This is a genomic window from Pantoea sp. EKM103V, assembly GCF_011800365.1.
Classification (GTDB): domain Bacteria; phylum Pseudomonadota; class Gammaproteobacteria; order Enterobacterales; family Enterobacteriaceae; genus Pantoea; species Pantoea anthophila.
In genome coordinates this window covers 385,511-410,011 of record NZ_JAALFQ010000002.1, presented here as the reverse complement: position 1 = coordinate 410,011, position 24,501 = coordinate 385,511, and the positions used below count along the sequence as shown (strand labels likewise).

22 protein-coding genes are annotated in these 24,501 nt (G+C 58.3%); 9 read left to right on the top strand and 13 right to left on the bottom strand.

Annotation, left to right across the window (positions count from 1 at the left end):
• Nucleotides 1-139 precede the first annotated feature (139 nt).
• Nucleotides 140-1,156, top strand: a complete 1,017-nt coding sequence (locus HFD97_RS08275) for a substrate-binding domain-containing protein (RefSeq protein ID WP_167431760.1) — start codon at nt 140-142, stop codon at nt 1,154-1,156.
• Between the two features lie 23 nt (nt 1,157-1,179).
• Here HFD97_RS08275 and HFD97_RS08270 read toward each other — a convergent pair whose 3' ends face one another.
• Nucleotides 1,180-2,091, bottom strand: a complete 912-nt coding sequence (locus tag HFD97_RS08270; RefSeq protein WP_167431759.1) for a LysR family transcriptional regulator — start codon at nt 2,089-2,091, stop codon at nt 1,180-1,182.
• A 99-nt stretch (nt 2,092-2,190) separates the two neighbouring features.
• On the opposite strand from HFD97_RS08270, the gene HFD97_RS08265 reads away from it, so the two are divergent.
• Nucleotides 2,191-2,916: an SDR family oxidoreductase gene (locus HFD97_RS08265; protein ID WP_046102819.1), complete on the top strand. Its 726-nt coding sequence runs from the start codon at nt 2,191-2,193 to the stop codon at nt 2,914-2,916.
• A gap of 47 nt (nt 2,917-2,963) precedes the next feature.
• Here the strand turns inward: HFD97_RS08265 and HFD97_RS08260 are convergent, their stop codons facing one another.
• From HFD97_RS08260 to HFD97_RS08245, 4 genes are all read right to left on the bottom strand, one after another.
• A complete protein-coding gene (locus tag HFD97_RS08260) occupies nt 2,964-3,704 on the bottom strand; it encodes a YoaK family protein (protein ID WP_167431758.1) in 741 nt (246 codons plus the stop codon).
• Between the two features lie 187 nt (nt 3,705-3,891).
• Entirely contained in the window at nt 3,892-4,221 is a 330-nt protein-coding gene (locus tag HFD97_RS08255) for a DHCW motif cupin fold protein (protein WP_058957266.1), read from the bottom strand.
• Nucleotides 4,222-4,239: 18 nt separating this feature from the next.
• Nucleotides 4,240-4,932, bottom strand: a complete 693-nt coding sequence (locus HFD97_RS08250) for an aspartate/glutamate racemase family protein (protein ID WP_009092763.1) — start codon at nt 4,930-4,932, stop codon at nt 4,240-4,242.
• Nucleotides 4,933-4,983: 51 nt separating this feature from the next.
• Entirely contained in the window at nt 4,984-6,159 is a 1,176-nt protein-coding gene (locus HFD97_RS08245) for an MFS transporter (protein ID WP_167431873.1), read from the bottom strand.
• 135 nt (nt 6,160-6,294) lie between these two features.
• On the opposite strand from HFD97_RS08245, the gene HFD97_RS08240 reads away from it, so the two are divergent.
• Together HFD97_RS08240 and HFD97_RS08235 are read left to right on the top strand one after the other, a co-directional pair.
• Entirely contained in the window at nt 6,295-6,795 is a 501-nt protein-coding gene (locus tag HFD97_RS08240) for a MarR family winged helix-turn-helix transcriptional regulator (protein ID WP_167431757.1), read from the top strand.
• Between the two features lie 194 nt (nt 6,796-6,989).
• Nucleotides 6,990-7,310 (top strand): hypothetical protein, encoded by a 321-nt coding sequence (locus HFD97_RS08235; RefSeq protein WP_167431756.1) that lies wholly within the window; start codon nt 6,990-6,992, stop codon nt 7,308-7,310.
• A 13-nt stretch (nt 7,311-7,323) separates the two neighbouring features.
• On the opposite strand, the gene HFD97_RS08230 is transcribed toward HFD97_RS08235, so the two are convergent.
• From HFD97_RS08230 to HFD97_RS08220, 3 genes are read right to left on the bottom strand one after another with little or no spacing between them, the layout of a single operon-like run.
• Nucleotides 7,324-7,851 (bottom strand): DUF4865 family protein, encoded by a 528-nt coding sequence (locus HFD97_RS08230; protein ID WP_167431755.1) that lies wholly within the window; start codon nt 7,849-7,851, stop codon nt 7,324-7,326.
• Entirely contained in the window at nt 7,848-8,240 is a 393-nt protein-coding gene (locus HFD97_RS08225) for a tautomerase family protein (protein ID WP_058957263.1), read from the bottom strand. The genes HFD97_RS08230 and HFD97_RS08225 overlap by 4 nt, the downstream gene beginning before the upstream one ends.
• On the bottom strand, nt 8,240-8,545 hold the full coding sequence (locus HFD97_RS08220; protein ID WP_046102826.1) for a carboxymuconolactone decarboxylase family protein: 306 nt from the start codon (nt 8,543-8,545) through the stop codon (nt 8,240-8,242). Before HFD97_RS08220 ends, HFD97_RS08225 begins: the two co-directional genes overlap by 1 nt.
• Nucleotides 8,546-8,641: 96 nt before the next feature.
• Between HFD97_RS08220 and HFD97_RS08215 the strand changes: the two genes are divergently transcribed.
• The gene (locus tag HFD97_RS08215) at nt 8,642-9,523 is read left to right on the top strand and encodes a LysR substrate-binding domain-containing protein (protein ID WP_150029242.1); all 882 of its coding nucleotides are present in this window, start codon (nt 8,642-8,644) and stop codon (nt 9,521-9,523) included.
• 7 nt (nt 9,524-9,530) lie between these two features.
• On the opposite strand, the gene HFD97_RS08210 is transcribed toward HFD97_RS08215, so the two are convergent.
• A complete protein-coding gene (locus tag HFD97_RS08210; protein WP_058957261.1) occupies nt 9,531-10,076 on the bottom strand; it encodes a TetR/AcrR family transcriptional regulator in 546 nt (181 codons plus the stop codon).
• Nucleotides 10,077-10,174: 98 nt separating this feature from the next.
• Nucleotides 10,175-10,738, bottom strand: a complete 564-nt coding sequence (locus HFD97_RS08205) for a GNAT family N-acetyltransferase (protein WP_150029243.1) — start codon at nt 10,736-10,738, stop codon at nt 10,175-10,177.
• Between the two features lie 273 nt (nt 10,739-11,011).
• On the opposite strand from HFD97_RS08205, the gene HFD97_RS08200 reads away from it, so the two are divergent.
• The 4 genes from HFD97_RS08200 to HFD97_RS08180 all read left to right on the top strand — a co-directional run bounded on the left by HFD97_RS08200 (nt 11,012) and on the right by HFD97_RS08180 (nt 18,853).
• Nucleotides 11,012-11,629, top strand: coding sequence for a pyridoxamine 5'-phosphate oxidase family protein (locus HFD97_RS08200; RefSeq protein WP_167431754.1), 618 nt, complete (start codon nt 11,012-11,014; stop codon nt 11,627-11,629).
• A 475-nt stretch (nt 11,630-12,104) separates the two neighbouring features.
• Nucleotides 12,105-13,298: an MFS transporter gene (locus HFD97_RS08190; protein ID WP_167431753.1), complete on the top strand. Its 1,194-nt coding sequence runs from the start codon at nt 12,105-12,107 to the stop codon at nt 13,296-13,298.
• Between the two features lie 110 nt (nt 13,299-13,408).
• A complete protein-coding gene (locus HFD97_RS08185) occupies nt 13,409-17,938 on the top strand; it encodes an ATP-dependent helicase (RefSeq protein ID WP_185155345.1) in 4,530 nt (1,509 codons plus the stop codon).
• Between the two features lie 60 nt (nt 17,939-17,998).
• Nucleotides 17,999-18,853 carry an aldo/keto reductase family oxidoreductase gene (locus HFD97_RS08180; RefSeq protein WP_167431751.1) on the top strand — a complete coding sequence of 285 codons (855 nt, stop codon included), beginning with the start codon at nt 17,999-18,001 and terminating at the stop codon, nt 18,851-18,853.
• 40 nt (nt 18,854-18,893) lie between these two features.
• Here the strand turns inward: HFD97_RS08180 and HFD97_RS08175 are convergent, their stop codons facing one another.
• The 3 genes from HFD97_RS08175 to HFD97_RS08165 all read right to left on the bottom strand — a co-directional run bounded on the left by HFD97_RS08175 (nt 18,894) and on the right by HFD97_RS08165 (nt 24,500).
• On the bottom strand, nt 18,894-20,393 hold the full coding sequence (locus tag HFD97_RS08175; protein WP_167431750.1) for a carboxylesterase: 1,500 nt from the start codon (nt 20,391-20,393) through the stop codon (nt 18,894-18,896).
• Between the two features lie 475 nt (nt 20,394-20,868).
• Entirely contained in the window at nt 20,869-22,317 is a 1,449-nt protein-coding gene (locus HFD97_RS08170) for a sugar porter family MFS transporter (RefSeq protein ID WP_009092748.1), read from the bottom strand.
• Between the two features lie 1,211 nt (nt 22,318-23,528).
• Complete coding sequence (locus HFD97_RS08165) at nt 23,529-24,500, bottom strand: ParB family protein (RefSeq protein WP_167431749.1); 972 nt, start codon at nt 24,498-24,500, stop codon at nt 23,529-23,531.
• Nucleotide 24,501 lies beyond the last annotated feature (1 nt).

The window sequence follows — 24,501 nt, the reverse complement described above, 5'->3', positions numbered from 1 at the left end:
GAACAGCTTATTTACACGCTTCCGGCTTATTCATTTCCCTGCCAGCCTGCACCACCTCTCATACTGCAACATAACCCATTCGGGTAATATCATGCAGTATGATAAAACAGACTTTATTCTCCGGCTAACGGGCGGGCACATGGCAAAATTCACCCTGAAACAGATCGCTGCCCAGTCGGGACTGAGTCTGGCAACCATCGATCGCGCGCTGCATCAGCGCGGCAACGTGCATGCCCGCACAGAACACCGCATTCAGCAGGCAATAGCCGACCTGGAACTGATGCACAAAGCGGGACTGGCCAGAGGGCGGACGATCTATTTTGACGTCATCATGCATACCCCTGACCGGTTCCAGCCTTTGATCCGTGAGGCTCTCAGCAGCCAGATCGCCAGCTTTGCCGCGTTTAAACTTCAGCTGCGTTTTCACCTCGGGGCAAATCTCACAACAGAGGGGATTAACGCGCTGCTGAATAAAAATGCGCTTCACGGTCACGGGGTCATTCTTAAAGCCGCCTGCGCTGAAGCGCTCTACCCTACCCTTGAAGCCCTGCTGAAACAGCGAGTGCCGGTGGTCACCATGATGAGCGATCTGCCCGGCAGCGCGCGCCTGCGCTACATCGGTATGGATAATTTTGATGCCGGAAAGGTGGCGGCCTTTCTGATGTCAAAATGGCTGCGGGTGACCCGTTCGCACATCCTGGCAGTGACCGGCAGCCATGACTTCATCGGTGAAAGGGAGCGAATCGACGGTTTTCAGCGTGCAATAGCGCAGTTTGCTCCTCAGCATCAGGTGAGCGTGGTCGCTGGCGGATATGGGATTGATGACCGGATGCATCAGTCGGTGACGCGCTTTTTGCAGCAGCATCCGGATGCAGATGCGGTCTATACCGTGGGCGGCGGGAATCCCGGCATTCTGCGCGCTTTTGCCGGAGAGAAGCGCACGCTGAACGCCTTCATCGGGCACGATCCCGATCGCGAGAACTGTGCGCTACTGCATCAGGGTAAAATCGATGCCCTGATCGAGCATAATTTACAGCTCGATGCGCTGCACGCCTTCAGAACCCTGCTGGCGTTTCATGGATTCCTGCCGGCATCTGAGCCACCCGCGCCCTACTCCAGAATCAACATCATCACCCGTTACAACATGACGGCCTGAAAAGCCTCCTCCCGGATAAAAAATCAGCGCTGAACCGGGGCCGGCTGGGGTGACAGCCTGACGTGGTCAATCAGCGCCCGCAGCTTGGGAGCCAGATTTTTGCGGCTGGGAAAGTAGAGATAGAAACCGGCAAACGTGGGCAGCCATTCGTCGAGTAACGTCACCAGCTCGCCCCGATCGATGTAGGGCCGGAAAGTTTCCTCCATCCCAAAACTGATGCCGCCGCCAGCACAGGCGGTGCGGATCATCACGCCCATATCATTGGTCGTCAGTTGCGGATTGACGGCAACATCAAACTCGCGCCCCTGCTCAGCAAACTCCCAGCGGTATGGGGCCAGGCCCGGTTCCTTGCGCCAGCCAATGCAGCGATGATGCACCAGTTCCTGCGGATGTTGCGGCGTCCCTGCACGCGCCAGATAGTGCGGTGACGCCACGGCGACCTGACGCTGAGCAACCGAGACCGGCACCGCAATCATATCCTGAGCAATCACCTCCCCCAGTCGCACCCCCGCATCATAACCCTGCCCGATAATATCAAACTCTTCATCGGTCACGGTGATGTCCAGCTCAACGTGTGGATAGGCGGTGATAAAGCTCGCCAGTAGCTCGCCCCCCAGCATGCGTTCCGCGATGGAGGAGATCGCCAGCCTCAGCTGTCCTCGTGGCTCTGCCGCCAGTTCAGCAATGTCGTTAACGGCGCGATTCAGCGCGCTGATTGCCGGGGCCACCTCGGCATAGAGTCGCTGTCCCGCTTCCGTCAGCTGAACCGACCGCGTCGTGCGCTGCATCAGCGTGATATTGAGCCGGTCCTCCAGCCGCCGCAGACTCTGACTGATGGCCGGACGCGTCACGCCCAGCTGTTCTGCCGCCAGCCGGAAATTGCGCGTCTGTGCCACGATAACAAAAATTTCGAGCGCATTTTTATCACTGTTCATCGGTTAGTTTCAGTTACCAGTCTGTAAAGCGGTTGGTGGATTAACTTTATAATCGACCCGTCGTAAGATCGCCACTCACAACCTGAGTGGAGAAAAAAGATGACGCAGAAAGTGATTTTAATTACCGGTGCATCAAGCGGTATTGGTGCAGGCATTGCACGCGAACTGGCGAAGAGCGATGCCATTCTGCTGCTGGGTGCACGTCGTGAAAGTCGTCTGGCTGCCCTGGCGGAAGAGCTGCGCTTTAATGGTTCTGAGGTGGCAATCAAAGCGCTGGATGTGACACGCCGCGATGACGTCACGCAGTTCGTTGACTATGCGCTGGAGAAATGGGGCCGGGTGGATGTGATGATCAACAACGCCGGCATTATGCCGCTGTCACCGATGGCGTCGCTGCGGGTGGAAGAGTGGGATCAGATGATCGACGTCAATATCAAAGGCGTGCTGTATGGCATTGCGGCGGTACTGCCGTCCATGCTGGCCCGCCAGTGTGGTCACATCATTAACATCGCATCCATCGGCGCGCTGGCGGTGTCGCCTACCGCGGCAGTCTACTGTGCCACGAAGTTTGCAGTGCGGGCGATTTCCGATGGGTTGCGGCAGGAGAACAGCGAGCTGCGCGTCACCTGCGTTCACCCCGGCGTGGTCGAAAGTGAGCTGGCGTCGACAATCACCGATCCGGTAGCGGCGGAGGCGATGCAGCAGTATCGCGCCATCGCGCTGCAGCCGGACGCCATTGGTCGCGCCGTGCGTTATGCGATTGAGCAGCCGGAAGAGGTGGATGTAAACGAAATTGTGGTGCGGCCAACCCGAACCCGGCAGTAAGCAACCGGCCCGATGCACAGAGGACACCGGGCCGGCGCTTTTTTCTGTCAGTAGAGCACCCTGCGGGTACGCTGTACGGTGACGGCGATCGCCGTCAGCGCTACCAGCATCAGGAAAACCCCCAGGCCAACCATGGCATTAAATCCATAGGCCTTGAAGAGCAGCAGTCCGGCGATACAGCCGCTTAAGAAGGAGAAGACCGTGGTCAGATGGGTATGCAGCACCTTCTGGAAAAAGCGACGGTCGTCTGTCTCAAGATGTACAGCGTGCGAAGTGTGAGCAAAAATCCATGAACCCAGCGCAATACCCGCATCGGTCAGCGTCCCGGTAATGTGGGTCGATCTGACACGTCCGTTGGAGAGCTGCGTCGAGGTGGCGTTGTGAATCCCCATCAGGAAGCCCAGCACGATCAGGATCTCTCCGTTATAACTGGGCCGATAGTACATCAGCTCGAAGATCGAGGCCGCCGTCAGTGCCAGCCCCTCCGTCAGAATGATCAGACAGAAAATAGTGCGTAACCGGTATTTATGCCCCACCACCACTGCCAGCCGGGCAACGGTACAGCCAAAAACGAAGGCAATAATCAGTGCCATCAGAAACAGCATGGTGTGGAGATCGCTGGTGGTAACTTCGGCAGAGATCTGCGAGGTGTTGCCGCTCATGTGCGAGGGGAAAAACCCAAACGCCCCCAGCGCCATGGCATTAAGGATACCGGCGGTGGTGGCAAGCACCAGCGCCAGCAGTCGATCTTCGGTATGCGAACGCACTTTCTTCTTTTTTATCAGCACAGGCTACCCCACATCAGGTGATTGCAATAAATCCATAAAACCTAAAGCATACAGCCTGATACGAATAATTCCTGTCAGAACCAGATAACTCTGATGAAATAAGCCATTAATTTTGCTGATTTTTATAAAGCAGATTCAGTTTACTTTTAAAAGTGTCAACGACGCGATGAAACACCGGAGCGCAATCTCAGTCTACGATAAACAGCTGCGCGCCAGCTGACGTAAAGGAACGGTGCGGTTCAGCGTCATCTGCCACCTGATAACTGACACCCGGCGTCAGAACGAAACGGCGGCCATCGGCCAGTTCGGTGTGCAGCTCACCCGACAGGCAGAGCAGAATATGGCCTTTGGTGCACCAGTGATCGGCGACATAGCCCGGTGAATAGTCCACCATCCGCACCCGGATATCGTTGAACTTCACGGTTCGCCAGGTCGCATGCCCCTGCTCGCCGGGATGGACCGTCTCTTCAATCTGATCCCACTGGGTCAGACCAAAGGGCAGATTTTCAATTTTCATCTGTTTTCCTCGCTGACGTCAGGCCAGTGCCTGAATGACCGCCTCTTCGGCGTGGATGAGCGTAGTATCGAACAGCGGGACGCTGGCATCGGTGGCATCCACCAGCAGGGTGATTTCAGTACAGCCCAGAATAATGGCCTCCGCCCCCTGCCCGACCAGCCGCGCCATGATCTCTCGGTAACGGCGACGCGAAGCGGGATTGATCTCGCCCAGACAGAGCTCGTGGTAAATAACCTCATGTACAAAGTGACGATCCTCTTCATCCGGCGTGATCACCGTCAGATCGAATTGTTCCTGAAGCCGCCCGCGATAGAACGCCTGCTCCATGGTGAATCGTGTCGCCAGTAAACCGACCTTACGCAACCCCGCCTGCCGGATACGGCGTCCCGTGGCGTCGGCGATATGGAGCAGCGGTATCGTTGTTGCCGCACTGATTTGCGCGGCCACTTTATGCATGGTGTTGGTACAGAGTACGATGAATTGCGCACCGGCCCGTTCCAGATTGCGCGCCGCGTCGGCCAGTATCTCACCCGCCTGCTGCCATTCTCCCGCCGCCTGCAGCTGCTCAATGCGCTGAAAATCGACGCTGTAGAGCACCAGCTCCGCCGAGTGCAGGCCGCCCAGCCGTTCTTTAACCTGCTGATTGAGTATGCGGTAATAGAGCGCCGTAGATTCCCACGACATACCACCTAACAGACCGATGACTTTCACGATGCTCTCCAGATTCAGGGATGAAAACTCAGCATGCCAGATCGGCGGGGTTCAGCAATCGGTTTGTTCAGATGCAGCATTCAGCGGCCTGAAACGCCAGGCCATGATCATCAGCATCACGACGCCCGCGCTCATGATCAGCCACGCCAGGGAGAGCGATGCGCCGCTGTCGCGCACCCCGCCCGCCACCAGCGGCATCAGGGCCGCAATCAGATATCCGCCCCCCTGCACACGTGACAGCAGAATAGCCGCCTCTCTGGCGTCACGGGCATGATCCAGCGTAACAACCAGCGACAGCGGGAAGAGCGCACCGATACCCGCTCCCAGCAGCAGCGTCGGGATCAGCGGCAGCCTGTCCGGACAGAACACCAGAGTCAGCAGTCCTGCCAGCAGCAGGGCCAGCACACCGAGCAGCAGCGGTCGGCGATCGGGAAAGCGATGTAACGTTGCCGACACGATGAAGCCTGCGGCCACTTCGGTTAATGTCAGGATGGCGAGCAGATAGCCGCTGTGACGCGCACTCCAGCCCTGCTGAATATAAAAGGGAGGCAGCCAGGCCAGCACCAGCGTATAGGCCGCAGTGCCAATACCGAAAAAGATCGTCAGCAGCCCGATCCGCCTGACAGGCAGGTGTCCGGGTTTTGTCGCCCCCACACTCGTTTGCGGCGCACGCCTGACAACCCCCTGCCAGATGAGCAGCGTCACCAGCGCCATGCCGCCGGAGAGCGCCAGCGCAGGCTGCAAACCAAGCCAGGAATAGAGTGGTTCGGCAGTCGCGGCGGTCAGCGCCGCCCCCGCCATGATGCCGGTGCTGAATAGCGCCATCAGCGTTGTTGCAGCGTCAGCAAAGCCTTGCCGGATCAGCGCCGGCATCAGCGCCTGAATCACACCAATCCCTGCCCCGCCCGCCAGCGCGGTAAAGATCAGCTGAGGTACACTCAGGCTAAAACCCCGCCACAGGCAAGCCACCGTCAGACAGAGTAAACCGGCAGCGATGCCCGATACCGGCCCGAGCCGGGCGATCAGCCAGGGACCGGAGAGCGCAGCCACCCCCATCATCGCCACGGGCAGCGTAGTCAGCAGACTGAAGGTCATCGCTGACAGCCCGGCCTGCAGTTGCAACGCCGGAAACAGCGGACCGATAATAGCCAGCATGGGTCGCAGGTTGAGTCCGATAAGAAAGGCAATGGCGGCAAACAAAATGGGGAACAGTGCTGTATTTTTCATCATTGAGGCCCTGAGAGGATTCACAATGACAGCCGCAGGCCGCCATGATTTATCTTAACGTTAAGATAAATCATGGCCGGTGTTAAGCCGTAGCGCACAACCCGACAACATAACCTCAGCAACTACAGGTGATTCATGCAGGACCATATTGATTTCGTTGTCAGCCAGTGGGACAGCGCGATGCCCGAACTCGACGCCTCTTCTATGCAGATTTTCGGCAGGATGCTGCGTCTGATGAAACATCTGGCGAAGGCGCGCAGTCAGGCGCTGGAGCCTTTTGGCTTTCAGGAAGGTGAATTTGATGTGCTGGCTACCCTGCGACGGGCGGGTTCACCCTGGCGTCTGTCGCCAACCCAACTCTATCAGTCCCTGCTGGTCACCTCCGGGGCGATGACGAATCGTCTGAACCGGCTGGAACAGCAGAATCTGATTGAGCGTGTGGCTGCCGCAGGGGATAAGCGTAGCCTGCTGGTCGGGCTGACACCCCACGGGCAGCAGCAGATTGAACGCGCACTGGCGATCCACACCGCCACGCAGGAGGCCGTGCTGGCACCGCTGACAGCGAAAGATCGCGCTGAGCTGGAAAGGCTGCTGAAAAGCTTACTGCTGGCGTTTCCCGGCGAAGCGATGAATTAAAAATGTCTGGCAATGCCAGGGTGCCGTTCACAGTGAACATGACCTTTTGCGCTCGCAGGCGCAGGTACGATGCTCAGCAGGCCAGGCATAAATTCTGCCAAACGGCGTGACCCGTGCGCAGACTTTGTGGCAGGGTACGCGGCCTGCGTCCTGCCCTATCCGGCAGACTGATTTTCACCCAACGCGTGACTGACATGACAAAACTCAAATTCATTCTTCCCCTCCTGCTGATTCTGGCCGCCGCGGCCTGGTGGCTGATGCCGCATGAGAGTGATGAAGAGACGGCCTATTACATCGCCGTGTTCTGCGCCATCAGTCATCAAGATGAACAGCAGCTGGCGCCGCAGATGCAAAAGGTAATCGAGGGCAGTAATTCTGACTATGCGCTGCAGAAAAACAGTTATAAACCCGCGCTGGGCAGCAGCGTGATCGGTCGCTGGCAGCAGCTGACGCCCGATGCAAAAAAGCGCGCCGCAGAAGACAGCGCAGCCTGTCAGGAATTATTAAAGCGCTGATCGCTCTTTCTCGCTAAAGCAACATCTCTGCCGCGGCAGCCCCGCGTGCGAGATAGCCAATGTGATAGCTCTCCTGTCCGTCTGCTGGAGGCTGAACGCTGGCCGAGATCTCCACGCCCTGCCAGCGGCTGATGTCCCAGGCATTGAAGTCTCCCCTGACCGGCAGTGCCGCCAGGTCGGAGTGGGGAGCGATCGTCCAGCGCTTCAGCGTCATAAACCGCGCTTCGGTCAGATGCCTGACCACAGAGTGCCCCTCAAACGCCAGCCAGCTTTCGATGATCGGCCAGCCAAAGTCACTGACCAGAGTGGCAAAACCGGGACTTTGCAGGAAGCGCTGCATCGCACTGGCCTCCTGCCAGAAATAGAGCGGTGCATAGCGGTTTTCATGCAGCGTGCCTTCACTCTGACTGCTGTAAAGAAACGCCTTTGCCACCAGCCCCGGAAATCCCTCCAGCCGGGCGCCATTGTGTCTGATGCGCTCTTTGATGATCGCCATGTCATAATCCGCTGGCAGGGTAAACCGGTAGTGCATCGCAATCATCGCGCCTCCTCCTCTGCCAGCATGCGGCCACCGCTAAAGCTCCACTCCTCGGTGCTGTTGAACTGAAGAATGATCATCACATCGTCAGGGTCGATGGCCATCTCCGCCTGAAGCGCCGTGCAGAGCGCGCGATAAAAGCCCTGCTTCTGATGCCGGGTGCGTGGCCTGCCCGCCAACACCTGAAACAGCACAAACCTGTCACTCCGCCCGCCGCTCAGGTAGTGCCGGTCAAAGACCCGCTGACTGGCCGGCAGCCTTTCTGTCACCTGAAAGCAGTCACGTTCAGGCACATCAAATTCTGCAACCAGCGCCTGCTGAAGGAGGATGGAGAGTTGCGTCAGCGCGGTGTCGCTGTAACTCTCACCTAAGGTAATCCGGGTAAATGGCATCAGGCATTCTCCTCCAGATAGCTCAGGGCGGTAACCGCGGCGGGCCAGCCGGCATAAAAGGCCAGATGGGTGAAGCTCTCAATCAGTTCCTCCTGCGACAGCCCGTTTTGCCGGGCGAAATCGAGGTGCCAGGGCAACTGCTGCACACGACCCAGCGCCGTCAGCGTGGCCAGCGTCAGCAGGCTGCGCTCTCGCGGAGACAGCACGCCGCGCTGCCAGATATCCCCAAACAGCACCTGCTGCGTCAGTTCAGCCAGTTTGGGCGCGCGCTGCGCCAGGGTTTCCCGATCCAGTGAATTTTTCATTGCGCTCTCCTGTGTTGTCAGCGAGAGTGTCGCCTGAGGATATGATCCTGAAAATCAAATTAATCCGCACCTACCATCCACGTTAACAGGACAGTCATGAATAAAGTGCCCGAGTGTCTCGATATGGATGCGCTGCGCAGTTTCGTGGCGGGCATTGACGCAGGCAGTTTTGCCTCCGCGGCGCAGCACCTCTGCCGTTCGACGTCCGCCATCAGCGCGCAGCTTAAAAAACTGGAGCAGCAATGCGGAACAGCACTGGTGATGAAAAAAGGGCGACACCTGCAGCTGACCCGCAGCGGTGAGCAGCTGATGAGCTACGCCAGACGCCTGCTGTCACTGAATGATGAAACCTTGCGGGCCGTGCGAGGCGAAGCATTGCAGGGTGAAATACGCATCGGTATGCAGGAGGATTTTGGCGAGGCGATGATGCCCGCGATTTTGGGCGCGTTTAACCGGCAGCACCCGGAGGTGATGCTGACCGCCCGCGTCGACAGAAATCTGCCACTGCTTACGGCGCTGGCGCGTCATGAACTGGATCTTGCCCTGCTCTGGCAGGCGGAACCGCAGGCTGGCACGCCGCTGATCGGTCAGTGTCCGTTAGCCTGGATTTACCATCCGGACATTGACCTGGCGGGCATGTTACAGCGCGGCGAGCCTTTGCCGCTGGTGGTGTTTGATGCGCCGTGTGTGATGCGTTCGCGTGCCATCGACGCGCTGGACGCAGCCGCTATTCCGTGGCGGGTGGTGTTTACCAGTCACAGTCTTAGCGGGATCTGGGCAGCGTTGCAGGCCGGTCTCGGCGTGACGCTCCGCACCCGCGCCGGTATGCCCGACAGGCTGGTGACGGAATCACAGCGGCTGCCCCCGCCTGGCACGCTGGGCATCGCGCTCGCCCGCGCAGATCGGGGCGAAGATCCGGCGCGCACGCTGCTGCAGCAGCTGATCGCTGAAGCTGCTCTGCCGTTTGTTCAACGCTGACCCGCCGTCAGAATGCCCGCGTAATCAGGGAAGCACAGTACTCCGCAGAGACGTCACGATCGCCGAACAGAATATGGTACATGACGGGCGCCACCACCACATCCATGACGCGATCGATGTCAAAGCCCGCTTCGCCCCGCGCGACAGCTCGGTTGTGCAGGGTTTCAAGATGCTGATAGGTAAACCCGCAACATTTCTGGCTGGCCTCCTCCGCATGACTGTTCATCACGTCGGCCAGCATGTCGCGGCCGACTTTTGACGACATCTCTTCCGCATACTGCTGGATAAACAGGGTAAGATCGCCCTTCATCGACCCGGTATCTTCCGGTTCAGCAATGGGCCGCATCCGCGCTACTGCCACGTCGGCCAGCAGCTGCGTCAGGTCGCCCCAGCGCCGGTAAATCGTGGAGGGCGTCACGCCTGCCTGTTCCGCTATCATCGGCACCGTAATCGCGGAACGGTCAAGCGTCTCAAGCAACCGGTTCACGGTGTTATGCACTTCCGCCTGAATACGCGCACTGCGCCCGCCCTGTCGGACCATCTCCCTCGCCATCTTTTCCTCCTGTCTCATCAGCTTCAGATGTAAAATTAAAGCAACGAAATTGCATTAACGGATTATCGCAGTGTACCGCATCTGAAATTTTACAGGCGTTAAAGCGTGCTACCGAAAGAGGAAGGCGCGTTGCCTGCTCTGAGCCAGTCGCTGCGGGTCAGGGTAAACATCAGGCTCGGCGAGAAGCCCTCCAGATCGTTGACCTTTTTCAGGAAGGTTAATCCGGCTTTCTCCAGCACCCGCCGCGAAGCGAGATGATTTTCGCGCACCACACCCGTAATGACGCTGAGTTCAGCTTCTTCAAAGCCATAGCGTATGGCCCGGCGGGAGAGTTCGGTGGCATAACCTTTTCCCCAGGCGGCTGGCTCAAAACGATAGCCGAGATTATTGGTCTGACGGCCATCGAACTGGCTTCTGAAGACGCCGCCAAAGCCGATAATTTTTTCCGGGTTCGCTTTTTCAAATATCGTCCAGTCGCCAAACCCCTGTTCCCGATACCCCTGCAGGATGCGCTCCATGGACTGCAGAGCATACGATCTGTCGGGCCACGGGCCGCGCGGATTAAATCTGTGTGTTTCAGGGTCGCTGTAGATTCTGAAGAGGTCGTCAATATCTTCCTGGCGGGTAAATCTGTAGAGCAACCGCTCTGATTCCCAATACATTTTCTGCTCCTTGTGGGGACGGAATACGCCGCGGCTTACTTTTATATCAGCAATGTCTTTGGTAACCAACACCGCGCAGGTCAGCCTCCTCTCAGGAGAGAGCAGCGGAGTGCCTTCAGCGCTTTACAGACGGGCCGGTATCACAAATGACAACATAGCTGTTCTGACGCTGCGGTTATTACTGTTAAATTTCTGTTTCATCTGACGCGCCCCGACGGTGGCGTGTCGCCACGGCATCATGGACATTCTGACTGATGAAGAGGATGGAGCCACATGACGGAACAGAGCAGCGTCATCACTGAACTTACCGAACTTGAACGTCTTTACGGCACGGTAGCCCGGCCGTCGATCGCTAAGGTGACGGATCATATCCACCCCGCCTATCGTCCGTTTATCGACGCTTCGCCGTTTGTTGCCCTGGCCACATCGGGACCTGACGGGCTGGATGTGTCACCGCGCGGCGATCCGGCCGGCTTTATCGACATTGAGGATGACAGAACACTTCTGCTGCCAGACCGGCGCGGCAACAACCGCATCGACAGTCTGCGCAACATTCTGCATGACAATCGGGTGGCGCTGCTGTTTCTGATCCCCGGTATTGGTGAGACGTTGCGGGTAAACGGCACAGCCGCAATCAGCACCGATCCGGCGCTGCTGGAACGTTTTGCCGTCAACAACCAGCTGCCAAAAACGGTGCTGCGTATCGCCGTCGACACTGTTTTCTTTCAGTGCAGCCGGGCGATTCTCCGCGCCGGACTCTGGGATGTGACAACGCAGATCCCGCGGCAGAGCCTGCCCAGCACCGGCTCCATTCTCCGGCAGATTGCGGAAATTGATGGTGACGCTTATGACAAAGCGCTGCCAGAACGCCTGAAGAATTCGCTCTATTGATCCTTCGTGCCTGCCGATCGCTTTTCAGGGATCAGCAGGCTCATTGCTGAGAGCAGTAAGAGCTAGCGTCAGGCGAAGCGCGCCAGAATGCTCTTTGCCTGGCTGTAGTCGTAAGAGGTGACTTCAATCTTATTTTCGCTGGGGTCGTTGAAATAGACCGACATCGACACCTCATGGTCACTGATGCTGAACGGGATGCTGCTCGACCTGTGCAATATCTTCAACGTACAAATGGATATGATCGATCTCCGCTATTTTCATGTTCAGGCCTCCTTAAACCCGGTTTCCGGGATACTCACTTAGATTGATTTAATAACATTTCACCCGCCTCTTGCCGTCTCAGCGTCAGATGATTAACGCGCCGGAGAGGCGCGTCATTCAGACAGCAGGATTCGTTAAAGCAAAGATATTGCATTAAGCCCTGAGCAGGCGTATACCTCTTTTAAAGCTAATATTTTGCATTAAGGGACTTATCATGACCCATGCTCTGACGCCTCAGGCCGCAACCCGCACCACGATCTTCAGCTTTACCAGCGCCGCGCTGATCTCCGCCACCAGCAGTGCGCCCACACCGCTCTATCCCCTTTACCGGACTCTTTTTCACCTGACGCCAACGATGCTGACGCTGATTTTTGGTGCCTATGCTTTCGCACTGCTGGCGGCGCTGCTGACGGTAGGAAAAGTGTCCGACTTTACCGGGCGACGTCCGCTGATGTTGCTGGCGCTGGCGCTCAACGCCATTGCCCTGGTGATCTTTATGACCGCCGGGTCGGCGGCAACCCTGATCGCAGCCCGTCTGGTGCAGGGGTTTGCCACGGGAATTGCGTTACCGACATTCGGTGCCAGCCTGCTGGATGCCAGTAAAACACGCGGGCCGCTGCTCAACTCGTTTACCGCGTTTCTGGGGATGACGCTGGGCACCCTCGCGGGCGGCATTCTGGTGAGTCTGGCCCCCTATCCTACCGTAACGCTGTACGCACTCCTGTTGTTACTGATGCTGATTGCCATGGCACTGCTGCCGCTTATCCCTGAAACCATTTCGCCTCAGCCGGGCGTGCTGGCCGCTCTGCGCCCTCAGGTCAGCATACCGCGCCGTGCGCTCGGCCCGTTGTTAAAAGTGGCACCGGTGAATATCGCCACCTGGATGCTCGGCGGTTTCTACCTCTCTCTGATGCCCACGATGGTGGCAAACGCCACCGGGCTCACCTCGCCCTTCATCGGCGGATCGGTTGTTGCGACGCTGATGCTGAGCGCAACGGCAGCGGTCTTTCTCTTTCGTCCGCTGCCGCCCGCCCGCGCACTGGTCATCGGAACGCTGATGCTGATGACCGGCGTGAGCGTGACGCTGACCGGCCTTTCGCTGCATAGCGTGGCCTGGCTTTATATCGGCACCGCCCTCGCGGGCCAGGGGTTTGGTTCTATTTTCGCTAACGTGCTGAAAATCATCATGCAGTTAGCGGAAAGTCATGAACGCGCGGGCCTCTTCTCCGCCTTTCTGATCAAAAGTTATCTCGCGTTTGCCCTGCCCGCGATTGCCGCCGGTATTGTCGCGCCGCATCTCGGACTGACCCGGACGGCCTGGTGCTACGGGATGACCATCCTGGTGCTGGCGATGGTGTCGCTGCTGGCAGTAAGAGGCCGTGCGCTGGCGGGCGCAGCCGGTTCCTGATCCCGGGATGACGCGGCCGGTTAGCAGCCGCGTCATCCACAATCGGCGATTTTCACTTACACTCAACGCATTAATGACTGGTGCAGTTGCTGTGCGATGCCGTGAGAATGATGCCGAAATTCCAATCCGTTCCGGTCCTGGACCGCTTTTCCCTTGCTACCCGGCGCTGGTTTTCTGCCGCCTTTAAAGCCCCGACCCCGGTACAGCAGGCGGCATGGCAGGCCATCGCCAGCGGAGCGCATGCGCTGGTGATTGCCCCTACCGGCTCAGGAAAAACGCTGGCCGCCTTTCTGACCGCCATTGATGCGCTGTTTCAGATCCGGGCAGAGCAGCCCGCACCCTCACGGGAAACCACGACCCGCGTGCTCTACATTTCGCCGGTCAAAGCGCTGGCGGCGGATGTGCAGCGCAACCTGACGCTTCCGCTTGCCGGTGTCTGTGCTGAGCGGCAGGCGCTGGATGAGCCCGCGATCACCCTGACTGTCGGAATGCGTTCCGGCGATACGCCGGCTGCAGAGCGTGCCCGGCTGCTGCGCCGCCCACCCGATATTCTGATCACCACCCCTGAATCGCTGTTTCTGATGCTGACCTCAAAAGCGCGCACGACGCTGCAGGGTGTCACCACGGTTATTGTTGATGAAGTGCATGCTGTAGCGGGTTCGAAGCGCGGCTCTCAGCTCGCCCTGAGTCTGGAGCGGCTGGATGCACTGCTGCCGCGGCCCGCTCAGCGCGTGGGACTCTCCGCCACGGTGCGGCCGGTTGAGCGTATCGCTGCATTCCTGGGAGGCAGCCAGCCCGTCCAGGTGGTTAACCCCTCCTCCGATCGCACCCTGCACCTGACTATCGAAGTGCCGGTGCCGGATATGACGGACATCGCCAGTGACAGCGACCTGAGCGGCGAAACGCCGTCAGCCAGCGGATCGATCTGGCCGCATATCGAAGCACGCATTCTGCAGCAGGTGATGGCCCACCGCGCCACGCTGGTGTTTGTCAATTCGCGAGGGCTGGCTGAAAAACTCACTGCCCGTCTCAATGCGCGTTTTTTTGAAAGGCAGGCGGCGGAAGATCCGGATACCGCAAGCAGCGACAGCCGTGCTGACCCTATCGCCCGCTCGCATCACGGTTCCGTTTCCAAAGAGCAGCGCGCCGGGATCGAATCCGCACTCAAGCAGGGCAGCCTGCGCTGCGTGGTCGCCACCTCCAGTCTTGAACTTGGCATCGATATGGGGCCGGTGGATCTGGTGATTCAGGTAGGCGCTCCGCTCTCGGTCGCCAGCGCTCTGCAGCGCGTGGGGCGAGCCGGACATCAGGTTGGCGGCATGTCAACCGGCATCCTGTTTCCCCGGACGCGACACGATCTGCTGGATGCCGCTGTTACCTTACAGTCGATGCGTGCCGGCCAGCTCGATGCGCTTAGCCCGCCCCTTAATCCGCTGGATATTCTGGCGCAGCAGACGCTGGCAGCCGTTGCCATGGACTCCCTTCAGGCCGAGGCATGGTACAGCCTCGTCTGCCGGGCCGACCCGTTTCGCGGGCTGTCGCGCCGCCTGTTTGACGCCACACTGGATATGCTGGCCGGGAAATATCCCTCGGATGGTTTTGCGCAGCTACGGCCACAGCTGATCTGGGATCGTGAGAGCGGTCTGCTGAGCGCGCGTCCCGGCGCTCAGCATCTGGCCGTGACCAGTGGCGGCACCATTCCCGATCGCGGCATGTTCAGCGTGATGCTGCCGGAAGGCGAAGAGCAGGCTGGCTCGCGTCGCGTCGGGGAGCTGGATGAAGAGATGGTGTATGAGTCGCGCATCAATGACATCATCACCCTGGGCGCCTCCTCCTGGCGGATTCAGCAGATCACACACGACCAGGTGGTGGTGGTGCCTGCTCCGGGCCGTCAGGCTCGTTTGCCCTTCTGGCGGGGAGAAGGGGTTGGCCGGTCGGCCGATGCCGGAGCCAGCCTCGGGCTGTTTCTGCGCCAGCTGAATAACGTCTCCCCGGCTGAGGCGGAGAAACAGCTGCTGTCGCTGGGCCTGAATCCCCATGCAGTGACCAATCTGCTGGCCCTGCTGGCGGATCAACGCACCGCAACCGGCGTCATCCCGGACGACCGGACGCTGCTGATTGAACGCTGCCGTGACGAACTGGGTGACTGGCGGGTCATTCTCCATTCGCCGTGGGGAAAGCGGGTCAATGCTCCCTGGGCACTGGCCATTGCTGCACGTATTGAGCACCGGATGGGCATAGATGCCTCTGTGGCGGCCAGCGATGATGGCATCGTCGCCCGCTTCCCCGCCAGCGAGGAGGAGCCACCGGGCGCGGAACTCTTTGTCTTCGGGAGTGACAGGCTCACGCAGATCGTTACGGAGAGTGTGGGTCACTCTGCGCTGTTCGCCGCCCGCTTTCGTGAGTGTGCCTCGCGCGCGCTGCTGCTGCCCAGGCGCAATCCGGGCAAGCGTTCCCCGCTCTGGCAGCAGCGGCTGCGCGCCTGTCAGTTGCTGGCGGTTGCCAGCGCGCATGATGACTTTCCGATCCTGATCGAGACCGCACGCGAATGTCTGCAGGATGTTTATGACCTGCCTGCCCTGCACCAATTAATGGAGCAGATTGCGCAGGGCGAGGTGCAGTTCAGCGAAGTCACCACCGGACAGCCCTCCCCTTTCGCCGCTCCGCTGCTGTTCGGTTATGTCGCTGAATTTATCTATGCCAGCGATGCCCCTCAGGCGGAACGTCGTGCCTCTCTGCTGTCACTCGACAGCAACCTGCTGGGTGAACTGCTTGGCCAGACCCTCAAGCGTGACCTGCTGGAACCCGCTGTCGTCGCCGGGGTTGAACAGATGTTACAGCGCCGTGATCCCCGCTATCAGGCACAGCACGCCGAAGGCCTCATCGATCTGCTGCGCGATCTCGGTCCGCTCTCCGTAACGGAGATACGAGCACGCTTCAGCGGGGATGCACAGCAGGTCACCGGGGCGTTAACGCAGTTTGCGGCTGCGCGGCGTATCATTCCGGTCATCATCGCGGGTGAAGATCGCTGGGCTGTCATTGAAGATGCTGCCCGGCTGCGCGATGCGCTGGCGGTAGCGTTACCTGATGACCTGCCAGCGACATTTCTGTTATCACCCGCCGCCCCGCTGCATGATCTGATCGGCCAGTATGTACGTACCCATACGCTGTTCACCGCCCGGTCACTGGCAGCCCGCTATGGTCTGGGTGTCGCCGTGGTGAATGAGGTACTGCTGACCCTGCTTCAGCAGGGCAGTCTGCTGAATATGGGATCGGCAGCAGGCGAATCGGAATCGGCGTGGGTCGCCGCCGATATCTTCTCGCGACTGCGACTGCGTTCACTGCAATCAGCACGTGAAGCCACGCGCCCTGTTCCGCCCGCTGTCTGGGTCACTCTGTTGCTGGAGCGCCACGGCGTGCTGAATGAACGGCGTCAGGAGCAGCAGGGTGCCGAGGGCGTGTTGCGGGTCATTGAGCAGCTCGCCGGCGTGCCGTTACCCGCCTCGCTCTGGGAGTCGCAGATCCTGCGCGCCAGAGTGGCCGACTATCAACCCGCCATGCTTGATGAACTGCTCAGCCGTGGCGAGGTGATCTGGTGTGGTCATAAGGCGCTGGGCCACAACGATGGGCTGATCTCGCTGCACCTGACGGAATGTGCCGCGGAGACGCTGCCGGTCATTGACACCACCCAGCCTGTCACGCCGCTGCAGCAGCAGGTTATTGACGCACTCAGCCGGGGTGGCGCCTGGTTTGTTCATGAGATCATGGCGCAGCAGGGGGAGGCAGAGTTGCCGTCTGACAGCCTCTGTGAGGCGCTGTGGCAACTGGTGTGGCAGGGTTATGTCACCGCAGACAGCTGGATTGCGGTGCGGGGCCTGCTCACGACACCCGGTGCATCCCGTGCGCGTCCGGCACGTACCCTGCGCACGCGTTTTGGCCAGCGCTTTACACCTGGCGCGCTGACGGCACGCAGACCGGCGGTCAACACTCTGGCCGGACGCTGGTCGCGGCTCCCGCGTCAGCCGGTTGCGCCTGCCCGACTGGCCCTGTCGCTGGCGGAGAACCTGCTTGACCGCTATGGCGTGATCACCCGCGGCAGCGCGGTCGCTGAACAGGTCCCGGGAGGGTTTCCGGCTCTGCAGCCGGTGTTGCGCAGTATGGAAGATGCCGGCCGGCTGTTACGCGGACGTTTTGTCGACGGTGCGGGCGGTGCACAGTTTGCCGATCAGCAGACGATTGAACGACTGCGCAAGCTGGCAGAGAACCCGGTCGCTGAGGCTGACGCCGTCGTACTGGCGGCACCCGATCCGGCTAATCCGTTTGGCGCGATGCTGAGCTGGCCGGTTCATGGCAGCGGTACACGCCCCACCCGTCGTCCGGGCGGACGCGTGGTGATTGCCGGCGGCGCACTGCTGCTCTACCTGACCCCCGGCGGTAAAGAGTTACTGACCTTTACCGACGATCCCGCACGGCAACAGGCGGCGGTGGCGGCGCTGGGTGCGGCGCTGCAACGGGAAAACTCCGCCATGTTTACGCTGGAGCGGGCAGATGGCAAACCGGTAACCCAGTCTCCCCTGCTTAACGCTTTACGCCACGCCGGTTTTTCGCGGGTGCCACAGGGTCTCAGCTGGTATAGCTGAACACCTGCCGGATCGCTGAATCACCATTACACTTAATCGACATCCACGCAGGAGGTTTTGATGTCAGATACCACCATGACTTTCAAGTTAGGCGATCGCGAAGTTAACCGTCTTGGCTATGGCGCTATGCAACTGGCCGGGCCTGGCGTGTTTGGCCCGGTTAAAGATGAAGCGCGCGCGATACAGGTTTTACGTGACGCCATTGAAGCTGGCGTCAACCATATCGACACCAGCGATTTTTATGGTCCGCACGAAACCAACAAATTAATCAGGAAGGCGCTCCATCCCTATCCGGAAGATCTCTGTATTGTCACCAAAGTGGGGGCTCGTCGTGATGCCAGAGGCGGCTGGCAGGCGGCGATGGAGCCGGAGGCGCTGACCCAGGCCGTAGAAGATAATCTCCGCCACCTGGGCCTGGACGTTCTTGAGGTGGTGAATCTGCGCAGCATGCTGCATCCGGCTAAACCCAAAGAGGGCTCTCTGGCCCCTCAACTGGAGGCACTGCTGGCGTTGCAGGCGCGCGGGCTGATTCGCCACATCGGTCTGAGTAATGTCACGGCTACGCAGATCGCAGAGGCCAGGGCGATGACGCCGATTGTCTGCGTACAGAACATGTATAACCTCGCGCATCGGCAGGATGATGAGCTGGTGGATCAGCTTGCTCAGCAAGGCATCGCCTGGGTGCCTTTCTTCCCGCTGGGCGGTTTTTCTCCCCTGCAGTCGGAGCAACTTAATGAGGTGGCTGCGTTCCTGAACGCCACCCCTATGCAGGTCGCCCTGGCCTGGCTGCTGCGACGTTCGCCCAATATTCTGCTGATACCGGGCACCTCCTCCCCCGCGCATCTGCAGGAGAACCTCGCCAGCCGCAGCCTGGTGCTGTCAGACGAGGTGATGGCAAAACTGAACACACTATAAATCCCGGCCTGCACGCTGCAGGCCGGTTGTGATGCTGCATTCAGAAGTCACTGAGGCAGGCTGCCAGTGGGGGCCTGTCACTGCAGTCAATGTGATGCGTAATGCGCGCGATCATGTAGGGATAGAACGGGTTAGAGGTCGCACGCATAATCGAGTCCAGCCCCACGATCAGCACGGCACTCTCACCGCGCAGCGACAGCGTGCCAAAACTGATGCCGAATTCATTTTTCCTTTCAGGCGCACTGCCATACAGCCCATCCTCCGCCGGAAACGGAATAGCGACATGTGACAGAGAGTAGAGGCCGGCAGGATAGTCGATCGCCAGCGGCGCCCTCTTCTCCTTAGTCTCTCCCGCAGGCACGCTTCGGGTCACCATTTTGAGCGAGGTGGGTGATGCGTTGGTGATGAGGGTCGTGGCGTAATCCCGACGCGCCTCTGGCAACAGCTGACTGACCGCGGTGTAGGAGGAGCGGCGGAATAACGGACTGACGCTGACCGCCTGATTGATATCAAACAGCACCAGCTGACTGCCATTTTCCGGCAGATAGTGATAGAGCGATCGGATGACCGAAGGCGTACTCACCGTCGAGTCCATCACGGACTGAAAGGTCAGCACCGGCGGGAAATCTGACAGTCGCTGGTTACGGGCATGCTGCTGAATCTCCTTCTGCAGCGCCTGCGTCAGCAGCCAGGTCTGGCGGGCTGCGTGTATCGGGAAGGAGTTATATTTAAACGGGTTAAACTCCGGCACGATGTTCAGCCAGGCCGTTTTCGAAAAGGCCGGCAACACAGCGGGCAGACCGGCCATGCCCGCGAAGCGGGCAAAACGGGTTACGCCGATCATCGGCGATAACAGAATCAGCTGCTGCGGCTGACGCAGCGTGGGATCATTCTGGCTGTCGAGGGCATATTTTACGGCCAGCGCCCCGCCGTTTGAGAATCCCACCAGATGCAGAGGCGTCTGCTTGCCTGCCAGCCGCGTCGCTTCTCTTACCGCCAGACGTGTCGCAGCCATCCAGTCCTGCCAGTCAACATCGGTCAGCCCTGCGGGCACCGTCCCGTGACCCGGTAACCTTATCGCGACCGCCACATAGCCCTGCTGACGATACACTTCTGCAACGTGCCGCAGGCTATAGGGACTGTCGGTCAGCCCATGCAACAGGACAACGCTTCCACGGGGTTTGCCGGTCGGGTGCAGAATATAGGAGCGGTTCCAGTCCTGAGCAAAATGGCCCGGATAGATCATGCTGTCGGCAGAGTAGCGGTTGAGCGGGGTTTTCTCATCATCGCTGAGCCGATCAATGACCTGTTGCTTCATCTCATCGAACAGCCGGTTCTCTGCCCTGAGATAGTCGGCATAGCTCGCCTTATCGAGCGCTTCAACGGTCAGCTCATGCGGAACCCAGGTATGCCAGCGCTGTAGCTCAGGTCCGCGTTCTGCTTCATAGATACGAAAAATCAGTAACAGAAGTATCAGCCCCCCAGCCACCAGGATGACATGCCATAGCCTGCGGGAAATGGTTTTCAGCTTCCGGGTCATAGTTCCTTTCCAGAAAAATCAGAATGTACAGCGAACCCTGCGAACGGCACATTGCCGTTACTGTGATGGCCGGGAGTATGAGTGAACGGCCCGTTCAGCGCCTGAGACTCTCTGAATAAAAGCGAGCCAGAACAGCAGCGTTTTCTGAGCCCTCCGCACGGTGAACCCCTTAGGGTTGGTATGCAGAGCAGATGACAAGGGAGTATAGCGCAGCGCCTCAGGCAATCTTTGTCTGCGGTCATGCTTCATCTGACTACCGTTTCTGTAATAACTACCGGGAGTGTAATGCGTTGTTTTCTGGCGATTTCAGCCTGAAATCGCCAGAGCGGTATAAAAACAGACCACACCTCTATGCTGATTACAGTGAACGTTTGTTCTGACGACGCATCAGCCGGAGGAAGAAAAAGGCAGATTGAGGGGAATGCGGAGAGGAAAACCGGATTCGGCGCGTGTGCCGAATCCGGGAGTGGAATTATCAGGCTTCAGCGGCTTTCTGCTTTTCGCCAAACTTCTCTTTCATGTGCGATTCGATCTCTTCCAGACTCTTTCCGCGCGTTTCCGGCACCATCGCCATCACGAAGATAAGCGATCCGACGTTAATCGCGGCAAAGATAAAGAAGGTGGTGCTGCCGGCATATTCCATGATCGGTGGGAAGCCAAACGCGACCACCGCGTTGAAAATCCACTGAAGTGACACTGCACCGCCCGTCAGGACGCCGCGCAGCTGCATCGGGAACAGCTCCGACATCATCAGCCAGTAGACCGGCGAGATGCACATCTGCATGCAGAACAGGAACAGCAGAATACAGGCCAGCGCCAGATAGCTCTGCATCAGGCTGGTGCTCATAAAGGTCAGCACGCTGCCCAGCAGAATCTGCGCGGTGACAACCAGGCAAAGACCGGTGATCAGCATGGTGCGACGCGGGAAGCGACTGATAGCCCAGATGCCGACAAAGGTGGCCAGTACCGATACCACGCCATTACCGATGGTGGCAGCGATCGAGGCACTGGTGCCCAGACCGGTCGACTTCAGGATAATAGGCGTGTAGTACATAAACCCGTTGACGCCGGTGAACTGCGCGACAAAGCCCAGACCGACGCCAATGATCATCAGCCGGATGACCCATTTCTCACGGATCAGGGTTTTTGCATCCGGACCCCGCTCTGCCGCCCTCGCCTGCTTCTTCATTTGCGCCATCTCATGGCGCACCTCACGCGGTGTCTCGCGCAGGTACTTCAGGATCTTTTTCGCCTCTTTCAGTCGACCTTCCGCCACCAGCCAATGTGGCGATGCAGGCACAAAAAAGGTGCCGATAAACAGCAGAAGCCCCGGCACCATCGCAATCGCCAGCATATAGCGCCACAGGTGCTCATCATGCAGCAGATAGCTCAGCAGCGTACTGGCAACGTAGGCGACCAGCTGCCCGGTAACAATCATCAGCTCGTTACGGCTGACCAGTGGCGCACGCAGGCGCGGCCCGGCAATCTCGGCGATAAACACCGGCACAGTCGACGAGCCACCGCCGACAGCGATCCCCAGCAGGAAGCGCATTGCCACCATGACGTTGACCGAAGGTGCCAGCGCAGTTCCCAGAGAACCCAGCACGAAAATCACCGCCAGTGAACGTAACGTAATACGGCGACCAAAGCGGTCAGAGAAGAAACCACTGAGGAAAGAACCGATCGCGGCCCCGAACACCAGCGAAGAGGCGACCAGTCCTTCAGTGAAGGAATTAAGCCCCAGCCCGCCCTGAGCAGGCGGGGACGTCATATAAGGCAATGCACCTGAGATAATGCCGGTGTCGTAACCAAAAGCCAGCGCACCCATCGTCGCCACCAGCACCACCAGAAAAATACGCTGGCGAACCGTATCGGCAGGCGCGTGGTCGCCCGTATCACCCGAGTCTGAAGTATTAATACTCATCATATCCCTGTCATAAAAGTTAAGCGGCCCGCCTGATTAAATTTCATACGGACCAGAAATGGAACATTCGCACCAATTGTGTAAAGAAGTGTAGACGGTATTCTGGAGTTAGCTCTTGCAAAGCACTTTTTATAAAGCGTGACTTTTAAACAGGTTAATCAGCGTGATAGTCGCGCTGACTGACTAACCCTCTGCCGGTGTGATGACATCGCTCAAGGTGATGCTGTCCGGCGGATACCGCGTCAGCTGGCTGGCAGAAATGTGCATTTTCCGATCTTATCCTGACAACCCGGGATGACACCTGAACGGCCTTTTACTGATTGCAGTGGACAGCGCAGGTGGAATATCGACGCACTATCGTTATGACCAGATTGGATGATTGCGCTACCTTATCGATGCCAGTGGCCAGGGGCGAAGTGTGGCGGTAAGTGCAAAGGGACAGCCGTGGGAAGCAGGGCGTAAAGTCTGTCGGTGCAGTACCCGGAACCGATGACTTCCCGATTCACTGTAAACAGTAGCGGGCTTATTGGCGGAGAGAAAAGTTATCCACTTTTTCTGTGGATAACTGAGGGATATTTTCTGAGTATCTTTTCATACTGGCTGACCTTCACCCGTCTATGAAGCAGACAGGCTTCGTTTCTCCTCCTTTCTGTTCATTTGTAAACACCATGCTGGTGACGGGGTAGTAGCGCAAATGGCGATTTCAGGCTGAAATTCTCAGTACATAAAGATTAAATACAACGGGTTAAGGCCAGAATCATCACGCAGACAAGCGCACTTTAACTGAAAGTCCGCCTGGCGGCGCTGGATAATTCTGAGCTAAGGCACGACGACTTAAAATCAGTCAGGCCGGGCTGGTCACTAATGAAGCACCTTAGTGACAGCAGTATGCCGTTACGCTGACCAGGAGGCACGATCCAGCGCAATAAGAAGGTAAAGCAGAGAAAGGCGAGGTTATGCTCTCAGCGTAAACCGGGCGGCAACGAAGCGCGCGTCAAAGGGGCTGATGACGTGGCGATTTCATGACGGCTGAAAGCAGAATTTTCATGAATAAACACATGTTATTCAACAGGTTAATCATTATCCACACGCTGAAATCATGGCGATTTCAGCCTGAAATTCGGCTTTAAGTCGTCTGTCAGACGGTGTATGCAGGGATAACAATAAAAAAAAGCCAGCCCCGAAGGCTGGCTGATGAGAAAAGCATGAACTCAGCGATTGAGATATTTTTTTAGCGTCTCGGCGATGACTTTATCCAGTTCTTCCTGCAGCTCTTTCGACTGCCGGTTAAACTCATAGCTGAACATCCGGCCACGCACCTTTTTGCGGGCAAAGCGATCTTTGTCAGCAAATGACCAGAGCGCCACAGAGTGCGTTTTATCTTTCTCCGGTTCCTTGATCAGCGTCTGGCTCCCCTGACGAATCAGTCGCAGGATGTGATTTTTAATCTCATCCTCCGCCAGACCTTCGCGGGCGCACACCACATCAATTTCCATCGAGATGGCTTCAATCAGCGCCTCTGTGCTTTGTCCTGACTCGTTCAGCTTTTCCGCTGCCTGTAATAACGCTTTATAGTCCGGATAAGTGAGTTCAGCCTGATTAGGGAATAGGGAAATCAGATCGGCAGGGACGCTGGCAGCCTGAAGCGCACGCGTGACTTTTGCCTGAGACAGCCCCTGATTTTCGGCAATCTCTTTTTGGGATAATCCGCCATCCTTCAGCGTCAGCAGCCGCATTCCCACTTCACGCAGGTTATGCTCCCGGGCCGTCTGAATATCCTGCGCCAGTCTGCGCGCCTCATCGGCGGTGACAGGCGATTCGGTTATCAGGACATCTAAGCCAGTCTTGCAGTAAAGCGCAGCGGCACGGCGACGTGAGCCGTCAAGGATCTCAATGCGTCCGTCACGCATCACACCAATCGCAGGGAAAAACTGCTGCAGTTTGATGGTGCGGATAATGTCACGCAGGGAATCAGGTGTCAGTCCTGCCTGATCGCGTCCGTTGGTTTCCATCGTGACAAAGGTTTTGCTTTCAACATCGCCTGCGGCAATGCGTTCAAAACGAAACTGCGCGCGCTTGCCGGTAGCCAGCACGAAAGTCTGACTTTGCTGGCTGTCAGGTGCATCATTTTCCAGTGGCGTCTGGCTGAAGGTTCTGCCAATCGTGATTCTTTTTGCGCTCATA